At 42.0% G+C, this 15,347-nt stretch carries 16 protein-coding genes and 2 pseudogenes; 13 read left to right on the top strand and 5 right to left on the bottom strand.

The annotated features are described in order from the left end of the window. Positions 1 to 20: 20 nt before the first annotated feature. From arsM to LC586_RS11740, 3 genes are all read right to left on the bottom strand, one after another. A complete protein-coding gene (gene arsM / locus LC586_RS11750) occupies positions 21 to 989 on the bottom strand; it encodes an arsenosugar biosynthesis arsenite methyltransferase ArsM (RefSeq protein ID WP_229484712.1) in 969 nt (322 codons plus the stop codon). A 227-nt stretch (positions 990 to 1,216) separates the two neighbouring features. After that, positions 1,217 to 1,891 (bottom strand): response regulator transcription factor, encoded by a 675-nt coding sequence (locus LC586_RS11745; protein ID WP_233715552.1) that lies wholly within the window; start codon positions 1,889 to 1,891, stop codon positions 1,217 to 1,219. Between the two features lie 196 nt (positions 1,892 to 2,087). Beyond that, entirely contained in the window at positions 2,088 to 2,375 is a 288-nt protein-coding gene (locus LC586_RS11740; RefSeq protein WP_229484711.1) for a Mo-dependent nitrogenase C-terminal domain-containing protein, read from the bottom strand. A gap of 306 nt (positions 2,376 to 2,681) precedes the next feature. Here LC586_RS11740 and LC586_RS11735 point away from each other — a divergent pair, with 306 nt between their 5' ends. After that, positions 2,682 to 3,299: a class I SAM-dependent methyltransferase gene (locus LC586_RS11735; RefSeq protein WP_229484710.1), complete on the top strand. Its 618-nt coding sequence runs from the start codon at positions 2,682 to 2,684 to the stop codon at positions 3,297 to 3,299. A 942-nt stretch (positions 3,300 to 4,241) separates the two neighbouring features. On the opposite strand, the gene LC586_RS11730 is transcribed toward LC586_RS11735, so the two are convergent. Next, entirely contained in the window at positions 4,242 to 4,754 is a 513-nt protein-coding gene (locus LC586_RS11730) for a GNAT family N-acetyltransferase (RefSeq protein ID WP_229484709.1), read from the bottom strand. Positions 4,755 to 5,023: 269 nt separating this feature from the next. Here LC586_RS11730 and LC586_RS11725 point away from each other — a divergent pair, with 269 nt between their 5' ends. From LC586_RS11725 to LC586_RS11680, 10 genes and pseudogenes are all read left to right on the top strand, one after another. Next, positions 5,024 to 5,218, top strand: a complete 195-nt coding sequence (locus tag LC586_RS11725) for a hypothetical protein (RefSeq protein ID WP_229484708.1) — start codon at positions 5,024 to 5,026, stop codon at positions 5,216 to 5,218. A 358-nt stretch (positions 5,219 to 5,576) separates the two neighbouring features. Further along, positions 5,577 to 5,834 (top strand): hypothetical protein, encoded by a 258-nt coding sequence (locus tag LC586_RS11720; RefSeq protein WP_229484707.1) that lies wholly within the window; start codon positions 5,577 to 5,579, stop codon positions 5,832 to 5,834. Positions 5,835 to 6,394: 560 nt separating this feature from the next. Next, positions 6,395 to 6,721, top strand: a complete 327-nt coding sequence (locus LC586_RS11715) for a hypothetical protein (protein WP_229484706.1) — start codon at positions 6,395 to 6,397, stop codon at positions 6,719 to 6,721. 78 nt (positions 6,722 to 6,799) lie between these two features. Then, complete coding sequence (locus tag LC586_RS11710) at positions 6,800 to 7,348, top strand: GIY-YIG nuclease family protein (RefSeq protein ID WP_229484705.1); 549 nt, start codon at positions 6,800 to 6,802, stop codon at positions 7,346 to 7,348. 49 nt (positions 7,349 to 7,397) lie between these two features. Next, positions 7,398 to 7,640 (top strand): annotated as a pseudogene (locus tag LC586_RS42590) (serine/threonine protein kinase); the annotation flags it as partial. Further along, positions 7,637 to 7,879: a hypothetical protein gene (locus LC586_RS42585; protein WP_438822889.1), complete on the top strand. Its 243-nt coding sequence runs from the start codon at positions 7,637 to 7,639 to the stop codon at positions 7,877 to 7,879. The pseudogene LC586_RS42590 and the gene LC586_RS42585, both read left to right, overlap by 4 nt. Before the next feature lie 71 nt (positions 7,880 to 7,950). Next, positions 7,951 to 8,191, top strand: a pseudogene (gene tnpA / locus LC586_RS11700) (IS200/IS605 family transposase); the annotation flags it as partial. A 1,037-nt stretch (positions 8,192 to 9,228) separates the two neighbouring features. Continuing rightward, positions 9,229 to 9,588 (top strand): Mo-dependent nitrogenase C-terminal domain-containing protein, encoded by a 360-nt coding sequence (locus tag LC586_RS11690; RefSeq protein WP_229484773.1) that lies wholly within the window; start codon positions 9,229 to 9,231, stop codon positions 9,586 to 9,588. A gap of 22 nt (positions 9,589 to 9,610) precedes the next feature. Next, entirely contained in the window at positions 9,611 to 9,883 is a 273-nt protein-coding gene (locus LC586_RS11685; RefSeq protein ID WP_229484704.1) for a cupin domain-containing protein, read from the top strand. Between the two features lie 463 nt (positions 9,884 to 10,346). Beyond that, complete coding sequence (locus LC586_RS11680; protein WP_229484703.1) at positions 10,347 to 11,093, top strand: creatininase family protein; 747 nt, start codon at positions 10,347 to 10,349, stop codon at positions 11,091 to 11,093. Positions 11,094 to 11,216: 123 nt separating this feature from the next. Here the strand turns inward: LC586_RS11680 and LC586_RS42580 are convergent, their stop codons facing one another. After that, on the bottom strand, positions 11,217 to 11,468 hold the full coding sequence (locus LC586_RS42580) for a DUF559 domain-containing protein (protein WP_438822888.1): 252 nt from the start codon (positions 11,466 to 11,468) through the stop codon (positions 11,217 to 11,219). Positions 11,469 to 11,597: 129 nt separating this feature from the next. On the opposite strand from LC586_RS42580, the gene LC586_RS11670 reads away from it, so the two are divergent. Both LC586_RS11670 and LC586_RS11665 read left to right on the top strand, forming a co-directional pair. Beyond that, positions 11,598 to 11,978 (top strand): hypothetical protein, encoded by a 381-nt coding sequence (locus tag LC586_RS11670; RefSeq protein ID WP_306423243.1) that lies wholly within the window; start codon positions 11,598 to 11,600, stop codon positions 11,976 to 11,978. Positions 11,979 to 12,719: 741 nt separating this feature from the next. Further along, on the top strand, positions 12,720 to 15,146 hold the full coding sequence (locus LC586_RS11665) for a tetratricopeptide repeat protein (protein WP_229484702.1): 2,427 nt from the start codon (positions 12,720 to 12,722) through the stop codon (positions 15,144 to 15,146). Positions 15,147 to 15,347 lie beyond the last annotated feature (201 nt).

The raw sequence follows: 15,347 nt of genomic DNA, 5'->3' as shown, positions 1-15,347 counted from the left end.
ACACCTGAATTCTTAATAAATTAACAGCAACCACCACCGCTATAGTGCCAGGTTGAATTGGTAACAATTATTTCTGCTGGCTTGATAGCCGCAAGTTTAGCAGCAGTTTTATCACACACGGCTGCGGGAATCCCACGCTGGAGTAGATGACCTGCTGAGTCATCGAAAAAGGGTTCCAAGCCAGCATAAACTGCTGTTTTTCCTGTAAAGATACATGCACCATCTTCTGGAATATCAACTTTAAATGAGACGGAATCCAGACTTTCTAAAAGTAGGTGTTCGTCTAAATCATAAGTCTGGGAATCTAGTAGACGGTAAGGACGACGGGCGCGAATTTCAACTTGACCAAAACCAGCATTTGTAATCCGTTCAGTATACTCTTGATATGTGAGTGCGCCTGATAAACACATGGCTCTGAGTCGTTCATCTTGTTGAAGATGTGCTGGAATTTGACTAGTGGCAATTGGATCGCTCATCTGCAAGCGTCCGCCTGGTTTTAATACCCGATAGGCTTCTTTTAAAGCACGGGTTAAATCTTCTGGTTCAAAGATGTTGAAAAGGCAATTTTGCGCCACGATATCGACGCGAAGATCAGCAACGGGTAAGTTAAAAGCATCGCCTTCGCGGATTTCTACAAAACTGGTGTCGAACCACGGGTTTTCTTGAGCAGCAATTTCCAGATTGCGTGCAGCAGCTTCCCGCATGGCCCCAACCGGTTCAACGGCAATTACAGCACCTGCATGGCGGGAAAAATAAGCGAATTGCAACGCTTCTAAGCCGCCGCCAACACCGACATACAGCACAGTAGGTTGGTTTCCTAGTTCGGTGGGGTGAACGGTAGTGCCACAACCATAGTTCATTTCCTGCATTGGCAAAGGAATTTTCAATCCTGGTAGTTGCAGGGGTGTACTTTGCACGCAACAAAGTCCAACTTGCGGGGTTTCGGCAACTTCGCGGTAGAATTGCGCTGCTGTTTCTAGATAAGTCATGCAGTTTTAGATTTTATATGATGACAGCTTTGTGCATCCTAATATAATTAACCCGGAGTTGGATGAGTTCTTGCTCAGATTGCCAAAAACCCCAAATCTTCCTAGAATAGAAAACTTTGGGGTTTTACCGTTATTTGACACTGGAAGGGAGATGAGGGAGCAGGGGGAGTAGGGGGAGAAAGAATAACTAATGCCCAATCCCCCATGCCCAATGCCCCATCCCAAATTCAATCACGCAATGTGTAGCCGACACCAGTCACAGTTTGAATGAGACACTTTTGGTTATTGGCTTCAAGTTTCAGACGCAGGTAGCGCATGGGAAGTTCGATGATGTTGGCATCGCCGATGAAGTTGTAACCCCAGACTTCTTCTATAATGCGATCGCAGGTAATTACCTGTCGCGGATGGGCAAGTAAATATTCTAGTAAATCAAATTCCTTAGCAGTTAACTCAATTAACCGTTGACCTCGGTACACTTGGCGTGTGCGACGATTTAAAGTTAGGTCTTTAAATTCTAAAACATCTGCACCGTCTACTTGCTGGCTTCTTCGCAAGTGAGCGCCGACTCTGGCTAATAATTCATCAACGCTGAAGGGTTTAACGAGGTAATCATCAGCACCAGCATCTAAGCCTGCAATGCGATCGCTCACTTCATCTTTGACGGTTAATAAGATTATCGGCACTTTATCAGCAATACTTCGCAGGCAGCGACAAATTTCCAACCCCGATAAACCAGGCAACATCCAGTCTAAAATTACTAAATCAAGATGTAACTTACGCACTGCGGTAAGTGCAGTTAATCCATCGTAGGCAATACTGACTTGATAGCCTTCATAATTCAATTCTAATTCGACAAATCGTGCCAGTTTGACTTCATCTTCAACCAGTAAGATGTGCGTCATGATAATGTTAATGATTTCAGCAGGGTACGGTAAGTAAAAATACTGTCTGGAAACACTGTCTTCGAGGTGTTAGCTACTTAAATAGCTAAACATCTAAAATTGAGTGTACGTTAGCTTAGTATAAACCTGAGTAAGTAACAACCGTAAATCTACAATTACCGATCGCTGCTTGATCAAATAACGATTCAACTGGCTATTAGCAATAGGCTGTGACATCTTCACCGCATTCATCGGCAAGATAACACAGCGCTTTAAAACGCAAACCAACCACTTCCTCGTATAGGGGATTTAATTTACACATTGGAGGAATGTGAAACAGCTTCCGGCTAAAGAGCGTGATGTCTCGCTCAAAGGGACACTGAGCAGGAATAGCTTTGCACAGGAAATGAGCCAATTTAGAGTTATGAATTTCTATCGTTTCCAACCATTGGCGGACTGGATGCAGTAGATCGTTGTGTAACCGGGTTTGAATAAAAGTTGTCATAATTTTTCACCTTTATAATTTCAAGCTAGATGAGTTGGCTGTTTGTTGTATTTGAACCTCTATAAATACATACACTTCGGTTCTATAGTTTTATGCACTGATTCCTCGTTCTGTGGTTCTCTACAGAGATAGAATGAGTCTCTAGGCCACTGTTAACTACAGATTCAATTGCCAAAATTCCGGATGATTTGCCAAGGTGAGCATACTAGATATTGCCGGACTGCAAAACTATAGTTAACCAACTTATTGGAGGCGCAGCTACTTACCCTAAAAAAGCATTCAGCTTCAGATTAACTGCGAAAACTAATGACTAATGACTTTTTTAGTAACAAAAAGTTCCTTTTTGACCGATGGGCACCAAGTTACGACTGGCTCCTTCCTTCAGTGTTTTATCGAGCCGTTCACAAACGGTTGCTGGAGTACGTCGATTTACCAGAGTCAGCAAATGTACTTGATATCGGCTGTGGTACTGGACGCTTACTTGAGCGCCTTGCGACTCAGTTTTCCGACCTGCAAGCGATCGGATTGGATTTATCTGCTAATATGTTGCGGATAGCAAGACAGAGCAACCGCCACCGTCCACGGTTAATTTATATCGAGGGCAAAGCTGAGTCTCTTCCCTTTGCTGATGGCCAATTTGATGCTGTTTTCAGCACTATCAGCTTTTTGCACTATTTGGAACCTAAACAGGTGGTTAGTGAGATAGAGCGGGTACTTTCTGCCGGTGGACGCTTCTACTTGGTTGACATTACCTCCAAAAAAGAGACAGAACCTCAATTCTTGCCAGTTTCTCCCCTTGGAATTAGACTCTACAGCCCTAATCAACGTCAACTTCTTGGCTCCTCTGCTGGGTTATTGTGTTTGAATCACCACTATTTACTAGGGCCAGTCTTGCTAACAATTTTTGCTAAACCTCCGATTTGAAAATAGGGAATGGGGAATGGAAAGTGGGGAATGGGGAATGGACGAAATTGACATACTCCCCCGAATTGAATTCGGGGGATTCTAGGCTCAAACAGCGATTGCAGTTTCACACCGTCTTACGTCGCCTAACCCAACCATTGATGCCCCAACAGTGTAAAGGGTTGGAAACAGCTTGTATCAAGCCCTTTTCTGCGTATCTTAATTAGGACTTACGCAAAATATCTCTCAAACTCTTATTTCTCCGTGTCGCGCCAGTTGCTAAAGAGCGGGAACGCGCTTGAGCGTAGCTTGCTTAAGGTAGGGGTACAAGTCTAGACCTCTTGCATAAATCAAAAATAAAGAACCCCACCCCGCATTTGCTAACGCAAACGCTCCCCTCCCCGCTTGCGGGGAGGGGTTGGGGGTGGGGTGTTAGGCAATACCGTTCGGTTAAGGAATTTTTTGGTTGAGGCAGGCTGTTCTTGAGCAGGGGGAGAAGAGAAGCTGTTCTTGAGAGAAGAATTGCTGAACAATAACCTTCTTTCCTCAAGAGCCTCAAGAGCCTCAAGAGCCTCCCCTGCTTATCCGAACGGTATTGGGGGAGAAGAGAAGCTGTTCTTGAGAGAAGAATTGCTGAACAATAACCTTCTTTCCTCAAGAGCCTCAAGAGCCTCAAGAGCCTCCCCTGCTTATCCGAACGGTATTGGGGTGTTAGGGACTTTTGCAAGAGGTCTTCTCTTAACCGCAAGGGCGCACTGGCTTCTCTGTGCCTCTGTGGTAGCCTGCGGCAAGCCCTCCAGGTTCGGGGGTGACGCTACGCACAGTCGCTACCGCTAGCGCTAACGCAAGACGCTCGTTGCGCTAAAGCGTCTCCCCTTGGGAGAAGACTGCGATCCCCTCACCGCTTTGCGTCTACGTTATTCCGTAATTCTTGCGTAAGTCCTATTAATTACGAATTACGAATTACAAATTACCTCGATGTTCCATAAACACCACAGGAACTCTGAGCCACCTTTTAGCTAATTCCGAGAATCTAAATTTCTCCTTGAGCGAAGACTTGCCTCTTGTCCTGGGAAATTGTGGCAAGTCTTCAAAAGATATTGCCACAAAACCAAAGCGACTGTAAAACTGCGCCAATCGTTCACCTAAACATTCAAGATAAAGTGGTTGCGTTGCTGTATTAATCAAATGCTGCGTTAGCAAAGTACCCAAACCGCGACCTCTCCAAGCTGATGCAACGACCAAACTACCAAGTTCTTGTGTCCCTGAAAAATTACGTAGCTGTCCACAAGCTACCAGATTGCGTAGGCTTTGCCCGCCGTAGGCATCGCATTCAATTACCCAAAATTGCTGCCAATTTAATTGGGTTGGGTCGAGTTTCGCTGAAAACACCAGCAATCGAATCGACCACTGATCCGCAGAGGTTGCCTTGCGAAGCATACACCCAGATGGTAACGATAGATTGCTCTGGTTCATTAATGACACAATGATTAGTTTGTATCACAATCATCACACCATATTATTCAGCTAGTACAGGTCGGCGTAAATAAACCTACCTTAACCATAGAAAGCCTTGTAAGGTTAAAAAACTCTACATTTCTGGATTTTTTTCAGTATACATGAGTAGTACTAAACAATACTTTCGATAGAGGTAGAAATCAGCCATAACTATATCTGGATAGATGCACTCACACTCCTAATCTTCTTAAGATAATACCAACAATAAAATTATTAGGAATGTAATAATGTCTGAACAACAAAAATCTGGTAGTCAAGAAACTACGCCCAGTTCTTCTAGTGATTACGAAACCACTCTTGACGAAAGTAAGCGCCAAACTGGCGATCCTGAAAAGAGTGATGCTAAACCCACTGCTACACCAGAAGCACCAGAAAATGATTCTGTAGCAGGTAGCCCCAATCAGGGAACTGAGTCACGTTAATTGGTTTGAACTTTCCCAAGTTTCAATAATCTAATTAAGTTTTTTCTAGTAACCCGGATTTAGTAAACTTTGAGTGGATAGTTGTGGTTTATATCACGATTATCCATTCATTTTTGTTGTGTGAGAATCTTTTTTAGGGCAATACAGTTCAGTTAAGCTTTTTTCTCTGCCCCTGCAACGCCAGCCTCCCCTGCTCAAGAACAGCCTGCTTTAACAGATAAATTTGCTTAACCCAAGCGTATTGGTTTTTAGGGAGGGTAGGACTGGTGTGGTAAGTGCGTAAGCGCAGCTAGGCTATCGCTTTAGTACAATAGACCTCTTGCAAAAGTCCTAGATGTGTGGGACAAGTAGGTTAGAGTTGGGTAGCATTGATGACGTTGGAAAAAAGAGAGAGAGTACCGTACCTACTTCCAAACAAGTAAATGTGATCGCTCAACAAGCAAATGCGATCGCTCAACAAGCAAATGCTGTTGCTCAACAAGCAAATGCTGTCGCTCAACAAACAAATGCTGTCGCTCAACAAGTAAATGCTGTCGCTCAACAAGTAAATGCTGTTGCTCAACAAGTAAATGCTGTTGCTCAACAAGCAAATGCTGTCGCTCAACCTGACTTTTGACGGGATGTGGAAAAGGGGATAGACTTTTGCAAGAGGTCTAATATCTGAAGTTTGTCAGCACAACTCATCTATCTTTGAAAATCTGCTAAACTTCACGATTCTTAATCATGCCAGCTTCCTCCTGTGGCTGACAGAAGTCACACAATCTAATAGGCTGATCTTAAAGTGGTGATTTTTCACAAAGCTTATCTGCACAAAAAGGTAGGCTTCGTTGTCCAGCACTTTTGGATTGTTGCCTATCCTCTATCATCACTTAGTCGTTAATCTGACAATTCAGGTCATGTGGAAAAGCCCACGAAAACCTAACCCCCTAACCCCCTTACCGACCTCTCCCTAACCCTCTCCTACGAGGAGAGGGAAGCGGAAAAACTTTTGTTACTGGAAGGGGGAAAATTCAAAGTCTTTGACGCCAGATGCAACCCTGCCTTAACCCTAAGAGCAAACAAGTCGGCACAGCCGCAAGGGCGCACTAGCTCCTCCTTAAAGGAAGAGAGAAATAGAAGTGAGGTTTTTCAGATACCGTGAAAAATTAGAGTCGTTAATAGCTACCTATACAGAAAATGCCCCTTAAAATCGTCCAGAACTTTGATAGCAGTTTCACTCTTGAAGCACAAGCTCAAGAAACTTTATTCAATTTATTGACCAGCGAGGCTTTTTTAAACCAAATTTGTCAACAGTTGCGGTGTCAGCAAGTTAAATTTACAGAATTACTTTTCCAGCCAGTTCCTTACAGCTTAACTACCATTAAAGGAATGCCAGCAGAATTTGAAAAGTATCATAAATCTGATGAATATGCCATCATCAACGTACCGCCAAATTTCATGTTTAGTGCTAAGATTTTTAAACCCAGTCGCCTTTGTGCAATTTACCAAAAAGTGAGTGCATAAGGGTAATTTTAAAGATAGTTTTTCCCTAATTAGCAATTCTTAATTCTGAAGGCAAATAGTAAGTTTAATATTTGATGTATGGCTATTGAAACGAATCTTTCTTCTTTGGCAACCCTGGAATACCTTCCTTATATTGACGATCGCGGTCAATTACCCGAACAATTTCAAAGTAAAATCGGGGTATATGCTATCTTTGACCAAGAAAAAGTGCTGCAATTTGTAGGATACTCTCGTGATGTTTACCTCAGCCTCAAACAGCATTTAGTCCGTCAGCCACAGCAATGCTATTGGGTCAAAGTTCAAACTATTGAACGCCCTAGTCGCACAATTTTAGAAAATACTGAAAATGCTTGGATTGCTGAAAATGGCAGTGTGCCTTGGGGAAATGGGGATCAAAAAGAAAAATGGACTCATCCCCTTGATGTCAAAGTCGTAATGACACCTGAAGAACAGGCAAATTATCAAAATCCAGCTAATGATGAATTAGCACAAATAAAAATTATTAAAAATGTGGCGCGGAGAGTAGAAGCAGAAATTTCAACGCAATTATTAGAAGTGCGTGGTTTGCAAATGCAAATTCGCTTCAATCCGAAATTGAAAGAAGAAGGTTTACTAGATTTGAAGTGAAGGTAGTTTTAGGGAAAACTATCTTTAAGAATATTGCTTCTAATCTCCCATGACAATACAGCTGCTGAACGATCGCTATCAAGTTATCCGCACACTGGGCGCTGGTGGGTTTGGTGAAACCTATCTAGCAGAAGATACCTATATGCCTTCAAAGCGCCGTTGTGTGGTTAAACAGCTAAGACCAATTCACAACAATCCCCAAATTTACCAGTTAGTGCAAGAGAGGTTTCAACGGGAAGCAGCTATTTTAGAAGAACTCGGTGGCGCAAAAGTCATGTTAGCCCAATTATGGCAAGAGTAATTGATCAAGCGATCGCTTATCATCCGCGCGATCGCTATCCCACAGCCAGAGCAATGCTGGATACTTTGCAGAGCATAGCAAATCCAATTCCACCGACGCAACCCCTGTTGACTCAACCGACTGTAGTCTCTGCACCGCCACCTCAAACAGTGCCTGTCAAACCACAGCCTACCCCTCAAAGTAATAATCAGATTGACACTCTCCTGGCCTTTAGACGAGGAGATTCTTAAGACCTTACAATCTTAATATCCTGCTTGCACAGGTTCTCAGACTCAACACGTTTGCACAAAAGTGCGTATGGAAAATTATTGCAATGGAAATTATGCCCGACCATGTTCACTTATTTTTAAATGTAAAACCAACAGACAACCCATCCCAAATCATGAATAGAATTAAAGGACGGGCTTCTCACCACTTAAAGATTAGAGTTTCCAGAATTGCTTAAACTCCCAACTTTATGGACACCAAGCTATTTTGTCTCAACTGCTGGGAATATTTCTACAAAAAATGTAATAGACTATATAGCACACCAAAAAGATTAAATCAGAACACCCTTTAGGGTGTTGCCAGCCTTCATCCCCTGCCTAAAGTACGAGATACGGTGCTTACGCACCTGTCTCTCAGGGGTTTTCAGCATTTTCCTTATAAGCAACCTTGGTATCGACCTATATATTCACCGAAAGCATTTCCACCTAAATTACTGTCAAAATTAGAGCAACAGAATGTAGAGTATATCAGCAAATATCAAGATCGTTACGGCTTGAGATATTTTAAGAAATAAGATTTTTGTAATTATACCATTTTTTTGTAATTAAACCATTTCACAAAATATCAGATATATGTATAACGGTTCTCCTTTGCATAAACTACTTTTTTAAACCTCACCCCTAACCCCTCTCCTTAGCAAAGAGAGGGGAGTATTTGCACGCCTCAAATACGGGGTGAGATTCAGACTGTATTGCGCCCAAGTGAGAAGCGCTATATTGGTAGGGGCATACTGCTGTACGCCCTTACACGCAATGCATTTATTGCAAAATATTCTTGTAAATGGTATAAGTTCTAAGTATATTAGCTTGGACTTATCAAAGGATTTCTTGCTACTTATTAGATAATATCTAGGCTAGCTAGTGTAACATAGTAGACAGATTACTAGATATTTAATAGCATAAAATCGCTAGATATTAGAGGCTAATCCTAGCCAAGTCTATATGGACTCAGAGCTAAACTGTTTTTTCTTTCCCAAAGTCCATCTCTAGATACTAGGCAGTTTGAGAACCAGGCATTTATATTTAATATATAAAATTGCTATCTCCAAGATTAGCAATCCATAAGTTAAAGAAATGCCATTTTTATATTTTCTTTGTTATTTTGTATTTAACGGGACAGTTCTTCCCGATTTGGTGGGCTTAAATAACAATTAGTTAAACAATTTCCCCCCAAAGATGCATGTAAATTGTTTGCCTTGTGCTTCTTTTCCTTCCGAATTTCCAAGCATAATGCAAATTGGTTAACAGATTACATGTTAATATTCCCAATCGGCAAATAGTTCATCTACACAAGGAAAACCTTGCCTACGACTATGCTTAAAACACTTAATCAGCGTATTTTTCTGCCTGTTTTTGTTAGCCCTTTAGAAGAAAAGAATCAAACAGGTAGTAAAAAGCGATTTGCTAGACCTAAATTAGATTTACTGCAACCATTACGTCAATGGCTGGACAAATTTGAGATTCAGAATCGGAAATTAGCCAAACTTATTGCTAAACTCATTCCTGCCCAGTGTCCATTCGAGCGCGATCTCATGCTTTTTGGTCGCAAAATAGGGCACATTCCGCCAATGTGCAAACTTAATCCGCTTTATAACGAACTTGTCTACTTGCGTTTTCGCGCTTTGTGTTATTTAGTAGATCAGTGTGGAGAGGATATTCAATCCTACTGCTGAACATAACTAGATAAAACACAATATGGAAATCAAAATTGAGCATCAACCCAGGCAAGAACGCCTCAATGAATTGGATGTCTCTAAATGGGGAATTTGGAAAAAGGAAGTTTCCAAATTTCCTTGGACTTATGATTCTCAAGAAACTTGCTACTTTTTGGAAGGTGATGTTGTTGTTACTCCTGATGGTGGACAGCCAGTGCAAATGGGTAAAGGCGATTTGGTGACTTTTCCTGCTGGCATGTCCTGCACCTGGGAAATTACAAAGGATGTGAAAAAACATTATTACTTTGAGTAGTAAACAGAAAAGATTGATCCCCATTATCTAGTTGATGATCCTGAAGAAAACATCTCATAAGAAAATTTAGATTTTTATGATGCGGAGGTTCGTAGCAATTGTCGTAGGATAAAGTGGCAGAATCAGTAAATTGCTTAATCCACATCTGTCGAAACTGCTTACAACTCCATCCTCTAAACAATATTCATAGAAATAAATAGTTTATTTCCTCCAAATTTTGCAGAAAATTATTGCAAGATTAGTCACTGATAAGTAAAAATGTGAAAGCCATAGATCCCCGACTAGTTTGAGAAGTCGGGGATCTTATTATTGAAATTTATCGTAGCGATGTCTACGACAAGCCGCTTCTCTACGAGAGGCTACGTCACCACAGACAATCTAGAGAGTTCATAATCATGTTAGTGGGGTTTTAACAGAGAAAGGTTTCGTCCCACCGCAATTTTATTGAGGAAAATCATCAAAAATGTTACTGCATTTAAGTACTTGGCAAGAAGTCGAAGCTTATTTACAGCAGTCAAAGGGGATTATTTTCCCTATTGGTTCCACAGAACAACATGGGCCAACGGGGTTAATTGGTACTGATGCCATTTGTGCAGAAGCGATCGCAGCTGGTGTAGGTGATGCAACTCAAGCGATCGTTGGCCCTACAATCAATGTGGGGATGGCACTGCACCATACTGCCTTTCCTGGCTCAATCAGTCTGCGTTCCAGCACTTTAATTCAAGTAGTGCGAGATTATATAACTTGTTTAGCCAAAGCTGGTTTTAGCAAGTTCTACTTTATTAACGGACATGGTGGTAATATCGCCACCCTGAAAGCTGCTTTTTCAGAAACTTACGCGCATTTAGAAGATTTGCAGATTCCCAATGCTCAACAGGTGCAATGTCAAGTGGCAAACTGGTTTATGTGCGGTTCTGTATATAAGCTAGCTAAAGAATTATATGGGGATCAAGAAGGTTCTCATGCAACCCCAAGTGAAGTAGCACTCACCCAGTACGTTTATCCAGAGGCGATTAAGCAAGCATATCTTTCACCAGAAGTTGCAAGCGGACATAGGATTTACAGCGCAGCTGACTTTCGAGTGCGTTATCCAGATGGACGCATGGGATCAAATCCGGCTTTAGCAACGCCTGAACATGGTAAGCAATTTTATGACTTGGCGGTGAAAGAACTTAGCAGTGGGTATTTGGAATTTGTGAACGCACAATAAAAGTCAATGGAAAGAGATTGTGGAGATGCGAGTGAAATTGCGTCTCTGCACAAAATATCTTGAGAAGAGTTATTTGATAAGGGTTTTTCAAAAACGAATCTAGTAAAGATGTGGCGTTTTTATCTAAAATGGCAAATTCCAGGCATCGTCTGGCAAATCTAATTTCTTTAGCTCAAGGATTTCCTTTAGTTTCAGGCTTTTTGCTCGGATGTTCAAGTTCTGAGGTTGGATGATGAGCATTGGAAGGCGATCGCTGCTGTAAAAAAACTGATCTGTAAAATGACTATCCCCATCAATTCCTATCACTACTTTTAAAATAGGACAGTAGAAATCAACGATGAAATGATTAATTGTCCGTTGTCTTAAAACCCACATTCCGCACTTCAAAATGCAATACATTGATGTTTCAAATAATATTACCAATATCAACCAGACTACTTAGTATTAATACTGAGAATAATTGGGAGGTGTGCGATCGCTACAATTAGAGAAAAGTTACCGTTTTTGGTAGATTTGACTACCGAAGAACGGCGAACAATGTTGAAGATGGGAGATAAAAGTCGGGCTTTTGTCAGCAAAGCGTTAGAAGTAGCGACACAGAATCCTAACTTTTTGCCCCGTTCTTTTGATTTAGAAGAAATGCGTCGAGATTTAGCCCTGTTTGAAGCGTTGTATCCAGTACTTTTGTCTCTAACGCAACTGCAAGAACTGGTGGATGATACCTGTATAGCCTCTGCTAGCGAAGCGTATGCAGCAGCATTAGCAGTTTATAGCTATGCCAAAGCTAGCGGTGATGTCACAGGTTTAGATGCAGTAATTGATGAGATGGGACGCAGGTTCAACCGCCGTTCTAAGAAAAAGCAACCCGAAACCGCAGCTAGCTAAAACTTGCAATAGGCAAGTATAGCAGTTGTCAAGTTGGTAAAATACAGGTCATTTGTAGGGGCATAACAATGTTATGCCCTTTTCGCGTTTTGAATCCAAAGATTTTTGAAACCTGCCAAGGGAGGTTTTGTTTGTATAGTTGCGATTTCTATAGCGCAATACGGTTCAGTTAGCGCCAAAAACCTTTCAGGACTTATGCAAAAACTCTCTGAAACTCTTATTCCTTTGTGTCCTTTGCGCCCTTTGTGGTTCGTTTTTTATTAATTTTGGATAAGTCTTGTCCTTAACTGAACCGTATTGTTCTATAGCGCATCTCGTTTATCTAAAATACACTTTGACCTCTCTCCAAACCTCTCTCCTTGTAGAGAAGGGGCTGGGGGTTAGGTCTGTATTGAACTCCATTGAGAAGCGCTAAGTCGCCAGGGCATTTTTGAGCCTCAGAAGGTCAACGTCGAGCCTCAGAAGGTCAACGTCGAGCCTCAGAAGGTCAACGTCGAGCCTCAAAAGGTCAACGTCGAGCCTCAGAAGGTGAACATTGAGCCTCAGAAGGTCAACGTCGAGCCTCAAAAGGTCAACGTCGAGCCTCAGAAGGTGAACATTGAGCCTCAGAAGGTCAACGTCGAGCCTCAGAAGGTCAACGCATAAAAATTACCTAGAAAAAGTTTGATAAATTCCGAAATACACCTTGTATATTTAGTAGTTATCCTGTAAACATTAAGCATCTCAAAATTGAATCTTGTAATGAACCCGCAAAACAAGCCCAAGAGTCTACAAGATATTCTTAAGCAGCGCCAGCAATCAGGTTTTGTGGGTCGTGAAGACCAAGTAAACCAATTTCGCCAAAATCTAGCATTACCCCCAGAAGACGATCGCCGTCGTTTTCTGTATAACATTTGGGGTCAAGGCGGGGTGGGTAAAAGTACGCTGTTACGGCAGTTTCGTAAAATTGCTGACGAAGCAAAAATTATCTCCGCTTACATCGATGAAGCTGAAAAAACTATACCAGAAGTCATGGGTCGTCTAGCTGAAGAGTTAGAACGGCAAGGTCACAAACTAACGCAGTTTACAGAACGCTACAAAGTTTACCGTCAAAAGCGCCAAGAATTAGAAACTGATCCAGAAGCTCCTCAAGGCTTTTCCGCTTTTGTAGGGAAAACTATGGTAAAAACTGGTGTGCGTCTGGCGCGTCGAGTTCCCGTTGGCGGTGCTGTATTTGACTTTGTAGATGAGGATGCTTTCGCTACCCAAGCCGGAGAATGGGCATCTTATGTTGCAAAGAAAATAACAAATAAAGACGATGTGCTATTAGTTCAAGAGCCTGAAGAAGTGCTGACGCCGCTATTTTTGCAAGATATTTTTAAAATTGCTAAAGAAACTGCTGTTGTTCTGTTTCTTGATACCTATGAACGCACGGGAGAATTCCTAGATAACTGGCTACGCGAAATTCTAGAGGGTCGCCACGGTGAAGTATCTCTCAATATATTGATAGCGATCGCCGGTCGCCATGAATTAGATAAAAATCATTGGGCACCTTACGAAGGGTTAATTGTTCGTTTTCCCCTAGAACCGTTTACAGAAGAAGAAGCCCAACATTATCTAACTCGGAAAGGCATTACGGACAATCGCATTATTGAAGTGATTTTACGCCTTTCTGGAAATTTACCCCTGCTAGTGGGAATGCTAGCAGATGCTCATCCTAACGACCCTAACCAGGTAATTGAGCCTAGTAGCAGTGCTGTAGAACGCTTTTTAAAATGGGTTGATGATCCCAAACGGCAACAAGTGGCGCTTGATGCTGCCATTCCTCGGTGTTTGAATCGGGATGTTATCGCCAAATTAAGAGGAGAAAAAGAAGCTGATGAGCTATTTACTTGGCTAAAAGAAACATCCTTTGTCAATGAACGCTCTGATGGCTGGGCTTATCATGATGTGGTTAAAACGCAAATGTTACGCCACAAGCGCCTTTCATCGCCGCAAGGTTGGGCTGACATACATGGTAAGTTGGCAGAATATTATGACAGTCTGCGGAATGATCTGCAATTGGAAGAAGAGGAAAAACAGCGCGATCCTAGCTGGCAAAGTCACACTTTAAATGTCTTGTACCACAGGTTATGTCAGTCACCCCAAAAGAATTTATCTGTAGCTCTCAATGAATTTCTCGCTGCACTCAAAAATCAACGCAAATTTGCCCAACAATATGCAGAAGTAATGTTTCAGGCTGGTAAAGATGCGGATTCCTCTGAAGTTCAGCGTTGGGGTGAGCAATTAGCGAATGGGTTAAAAGCTTATGAGGAAAACCTTTATCAAGTTACATTGGAAATGTTTACCGCAGTTATACAGAGTTCTAAGATTGAGATTAAATGGCAATCAATTGCTCTAGGTTGGCGCGGTGAGATTTACCGTTTAATGAAGCGTTACGAAGAAGCTCTCCCAGATTTTGACCGAGCTATTGAACTTGACTCTAAATATGCCTGGGCGCTCGCAAATCGTGGTGTAACTTACCATTTAATGAAGCGTTATACGGAAGCCCTAGAAGATTTTGACCGTTTAATTGAACTTAACCCAAAATATGACTGGGCGATCACAATTCGTGGTGTAACTTACCGTTTAATTGAACTTAACCCAAAATATGAGTGGGTGATCGCAAGTAGAGGTGAAACTTACCGTTTAATGGAGCGTTATACGCAAGCCCTCGAAGATTTTGATCGCGCGATTGAACTTAACCCTAAACTTGACTGGGCGATCGCAAGTCGCGGTCAAACTTTCCTCCAGCTTAAGCGGTACAATGAAGCTCTTGCAGATTTCAACTGCGCTATTGGCTTAAAATCTCACGATGATTGGTACTTGTATGATCGCGCTTTAAGCTACCTAGCTCTTAACCAAGCAAACAAAGCACAAATTGACTTAGCACTTGCTATCAAGCTTGCTAAACAGCATTACGAAAAAGATACTAAAGACTGGCGTAACACCTTTAATTTAGCCCTTTATTATTTGGCTGCTCATTACACTCAACCAGCAGAGCAATTATATCGGTATACCTTATCTCAAGGTGCTTCCTTAGAGCGTATCCATGTAGCTATCCAAGACCTAAATTACTTTTTAACCGTGTTCCCTGACCATGTGCAGGCTACATCCATGCGACAGTTGTTGCAGTCTTCTCTAACTTAGATCATGTAATTTCCAACCTAGCCACCAGAAAACCCACAAGTCCCAACAACCGCCTGGGAATCAATTCCCTCTCTTACACCTAAAGTCTTCTAAACAAAACTGGAAAAGGGTTTCAGTCCACTTGAGTGGACTTGCGCTATGAGCCTGAGATTTCAATCTCTGGCGGACGCACGGGTAAGCGCAATATCTGAGTTAACTTAC

Source organism: Nostoc favosum CHAB5714 (genome assembly GCF_020829495.1).
In the GTDB taxonomy this organism is placed as follows: Bacteria; Cyanobacteriota; Cyanobacteriia; order Cyanobacteriales; family Nostocaceae; genus Nostoc; species Nostoc favosum.
Note: the sequence above shows the minus strand (reverse complement) of the source record. Positions and strands in the feature narration are given on the sequence as shown.

Coding starts and splice junctions, on each gene's coding strand:
- LC586_RS11725 (WP_229484708.1), top strand. CDS start 5,024: ATGTCTGAACAACAAAAATCTGGTAGTCAAGAAACTACGCCCAGTTCT.
- LC586_RS11740 (WP_229484711.1), bottom strand. CDS start 2,375: ATGACAACTTTTATTCAAACCCGGTTACACAACGATCTACTGCATCCA.
- LC586_RS11730 (WP_229484709.1), bottom strand. CDS start 4,754: ATGAACCAGAGCAATCTATCGTTACCATCTGGGTGTATGCTTCGCAAG.
- LC586_RS42585 (WP_438822889.1), top strand. CDS start 7,637: ATGGCAAGAGTAATTGATCAAGCGATCGCTTATCATCCGCGCGATCGC.
- arsM (WP_229484712.1), bottom strand. CDS start 989: ATGACTTATCTAGAAACAGCAGCGCAATTCTACCGCGAAGTTGCCGAA.
- LC586_RS11680 (WP_229484703.1), top strand. CDS start 10,347: ATGTTACTGCATTTAAGTACTTGGCAAGAAGTCGAAGCTTATTTACAG.
- LC586_RS11745 (WP_233715552.1), bottom strand. CDS start 1,891: ATGACGCACATCTTACTGGTTGAAGATGAAGTCAAACTGGCACGATTT.
- LC586_RS11710 (WP_229484705.1), top strand. CDS start 6,800: ATGGCTATTGAAACGAATCTTTCTTCTTTGGCAACCCTGGAATACCTT.
- LC586_RS11690 (WP_229484773.1), top strand. CDS start 9,229: ATGCTTAAAACACTTAATCAGCGTATTTTTCTGCCTGTTTTTGTTAGC.
- LC586_RS11665 (WP_229484702.1), top strand. CDS start 12,720: ATGAACCCGCAAAACAAGCCCAAGAGTCTACAAGATATTCTTAAGCAG.
- LC586_RS11735 (WP_229484710.1), top strand. CDS start 2,682: ATGACTAATGACTTTTTTAGTAACAAAAAGTTCCTTTTTGACCGATGG.
- LC586_RS11685 (WP_229484704.1), top strand. CDS start 9,611: ATGGAAATCAAAATTGAGCATCAACCCAGGCAAGAACGCCTCAATGAA.
- LC586_RS42580 (WP_438822888.1), bottom strand. CDS start 11,468: ATGTGGGTTTTAAGACAACGGACAATTAATCATTTCATCGTTGATTTC.
- LC586_RS11715 (WP_229484706.1), top strand. CDS start 6,395: ATGCCCCTTAAAATCGTCCAGAACTTTGATAGCAGTTTCACTCTTGAA.